The organism is Pleomorphomonas sp. JP5 (genome assembly GCF_023721815.1).
Taxonomy (GTDB): domain Bacteria; phylum Pseudomonadota; class Alphaproteobacteria; order Rhizobiales; family Pleomorphomonadaceae; genus Pleomorphomonas.
On the sequence record NZ_JAMDLI010000019.1, the window covers coordinates 1 to 3,226 of the forward strand.

1 tRNA gene and 1 rRNA gene are annotated in these 3,226 nt (G+C 55.1%); both read left to right on the forward strand.

What is annotated here, in order from left to right:
- The first annotated feature begins 11 nt into the window (after nt 1-11).
- A tRNA-Ala gene (locus tag M4J40_RS17925) sits at nt 12-87 on the forward strand.
- Between the two features lie 395 nt (nt 88-482).
- Nucleotides 483-3,226, forward strand: a 23S ribosomal RNA gene (locus M4J40_RS17930); the annotation flags it as partial.

Genomic DNA, 3,226 nt, shown 5'->3' on the forward strand with positions numbered 1-3,226 from the left:
GGTGACGGAATGGGGCCATAGCTCAGTTGGGAGAGCGCTAGCTTTGCAAGCTTGAGGTCGTCGGTTCGATCCCGTCTGGCTCCACCAGTTCCTGGTGTCGAGTGAAACATCCGTAGATGAGAGACAGAGTTTGCAATGGTGCGAGCCTTATGGCCGCCATTGTCCTGTTCGCTTGTTATCGTGAAGAGAAGACATGCTGGATGGCATGGCGCTGAGGGTCCTTCGGGATGTTTGGGTGTCGTGTCGGTCCCGGAGCCGTGAGGCTTTGGGCTGCCCCGCTTGACCGCAGGGGTGTCGGAAAGCATGTCTCGTGTGATTTGAATGGTCTTTGGACATGATGAGCCGGCCGAGTTGGCTCATCATGGAGATCGTGATCCATGTTCATGGAACGTGTTTTAGGTACCGTTCCGTGTCGATCGCCTCTTCGGAGGTGATTGGGTCTTGCAGAGGTTTTGCAAGGGATGGGCATGGGTAATGAGAGCGATCAAGTGACGTAAGGGCATCTGGTGGATGCCTTGGCGCTGAGAGGCGATGAAGGACGTGGTACGCTGCGATAAGCCATGGGGAGCTGCGAACAAGCTTTGATCCGTGGATTTCCGAATGGGGGAACCCATCTTCAGCGAACAGTGATCAGTTGGCAGTCAGAAGCGCGCCCGGCAGGGAAAGCGGACTGGCAAAACTGCCATCCGGTTACTGTTTGCGATTATGAAGATATCTAGTCCCTGAATACATAGGGGATTAGAGGCGAACGCAGGGAAGTGAAACATCTAAGTACCTGCAGGAAAGGACATCAACCGAGACTCCGCAAGTAGTGGCGAGCGAACGCGGACCAGGCCAGTGGTCAATGAAGTTAAAGCAGAACGGTCTGGAATGGCCGGCATCAAGGGTGACAGCCCCGTATGTGTAGATGCTTTATTGATCCTTGAGTAAGGCGGGACACGTGCAATCCTGTCTGAACGTGGGGGGCCCACCCTCCAAGCCTAAGTACTCCTCAGCGACCGATAGCGAACCAGTACCGTGAGGGAAAGGTGAAAAGTACCCCGACAAGGGGGGTGAAATAGAACCTGAAACCGGATGCCTACAAACAGTCGGAGGCTGCAATGCTGACGGCGTACCTTTTGTATAATGGGTCAGCGACTTAGTCTGTCGAGCGAGCTTAAGCCGTTAGGTGTAGGCGCAGCGAAAGCGAGTCTGAACAGGGCGTTCAGTTCGACGGATTAGACCCGAAACGAGGTGATCTAGTCATGAGCAGGTTGAAGGTGCGGTAACACGCACTGGAGGACCGAACCCACGCCTGTTGAAAAAGTCGGGGATGACTTGTGACTAGGGGTGAAAGGCCAATCAAACCTCGAAATAGCTGGTTCTCCGCGAAATCTATTTAGGTAGAGCGTCGGACTTATACCTCGGGGGGTAGAGCACTGCATAGGCAAGGGGGTCCTACAGACTTACCGATCTTAAGCAAACTCCGAATACCCGAGAGTACTATCCGGCAGACACACGGCGGGTGCTAACGTCCGTCGTGAAGAGGGAAACAACCCTGACCATCAGTTAAGGTCCCGAAGTCACGGCTAAGTGTGAAACGATGTGGGAATCCCAAAACAACCAGGATGTTGGCTTAGAAGCAGCCATCATTTAAAGAAAGCGTAACAGCTCACTGGTCTAGACAAGGGTTCCTGCGCGGACAATGTAACGGGGCTCAAGCCGTGCACCGAAACTATGGGTGTGTACTTGTACACGCGGTAGCGGAGCGTTCCGTAGGCCTGCGAAGGGAGAGGGGCGACCCCTCCTGGAGGTATCGGAAGTGAGAATGCTGACATGAGTAACGCTAAGGGTGTGAGAATCACCCTCGCCGAAAGTCCAAGGGTTCCTGCGTAAAGCTAGTCTTCGCAGGGTTAGCCGGTCCCTAAGGCGAGGCCGAAAGGCGTAGTCGATGGGAATGAGGTAAATATTCCTCAGCCAGCAGGTGGTGACGGATGTGAAGGATCGTAAGTCCTTATCGGATTGGACTTGCGGTCTCAGCGTTCCAGGAAATAGCCCCTGCATCAGACCGTACCCGAAACCGACACAGGTGGACTGGTAGAGTATACCAAGGCGTTGAGCGAATTGTGCTGAAGGAACTCGGCAAATTGCCTCCGTAACTTCGGGAGAAGGAGGCCCCGGTGATGGGCAACCATGATCGGGGGGCACAGACTAGGGGGTGGCGACTGTTTAACAAAAACACAGGGCTCTGCGAAGCCGCTAAGGCGACGTATAGGGTCTGACGCCTGCCCGGTGCCGGAAGGTTAAGAGGAGGGGTGCAAGCTCCGAATTGAAGCCCCGGTAAACGGCGGCCGTAACTATAACGGTCCTAAGGTAGCGAAATTCCTTGTCGGGTAAGTTCCGACCTGCACGAATGGCGTAACGACTTCCCCGCTGTCTCCAGCACAGGCTCAGTGAAATTGAATTCCCCGTGAAGATGCGGGGTTCCTGCGGTCAGACGGAAAGACCCCGTGCACCTTTACTATAGCTTCACACTGGCATTCGTGTCGGCATGTGTAGGATAGGTGGTAGGCTATGAAGTTTGGGCGCCAGCTCAGATGGAGCCATCCTTGAAATACCACCCTTATCGTCATGACTGTCTAACCGCGGCCCGTCATCCGGGTCCGGGACAGTGTGTGGTGGGTAGTTTGACTGGGGCGGTCGCCTCCCAAAGAGTAACGGAGGCGCGCGAAGGTAGGCTCAGAACGGTCGGAAATCGTTCGACGAGTGCAATGGCATAAGCCTGCCTGACTGCGAGACTGACACGTCGAGCAGAGTCGAAAGACGGCCATAGTGATCCGGTGGTCCCTCGTGGACGGGCCATCGCTCAACGGATAAAAGGTACGCCGGGGATAACAGGCTGATGATGCCCAAGAGTCCATATCGACGGCATCGTTTGGCACCTCGATGTCGACTCATCACATCCTGGGGCTGGAGAAGGTCCCAAGGGTTCGGCTGTTCGCCGATTAAAGTGGTACGTGAGTTGGGTTCAGAACGTCGTGAGACAGTTCGGTCCCTATCTGCCGTGGGTGTAGGAGTATTGAGAGGATCTGTCCCTAGTACGAGAGGACCGGGATGGACATACCTCTGGTGGACCTGTTGTGGCGCCAGCCGCATTGCAGGGTAGCTACGTATGGACTCGATAACCGCTGAAGGCATCTAAGCGGGAAACGAACCTCAAAACCAGTGCTCCCTATCAGAGCCGTGG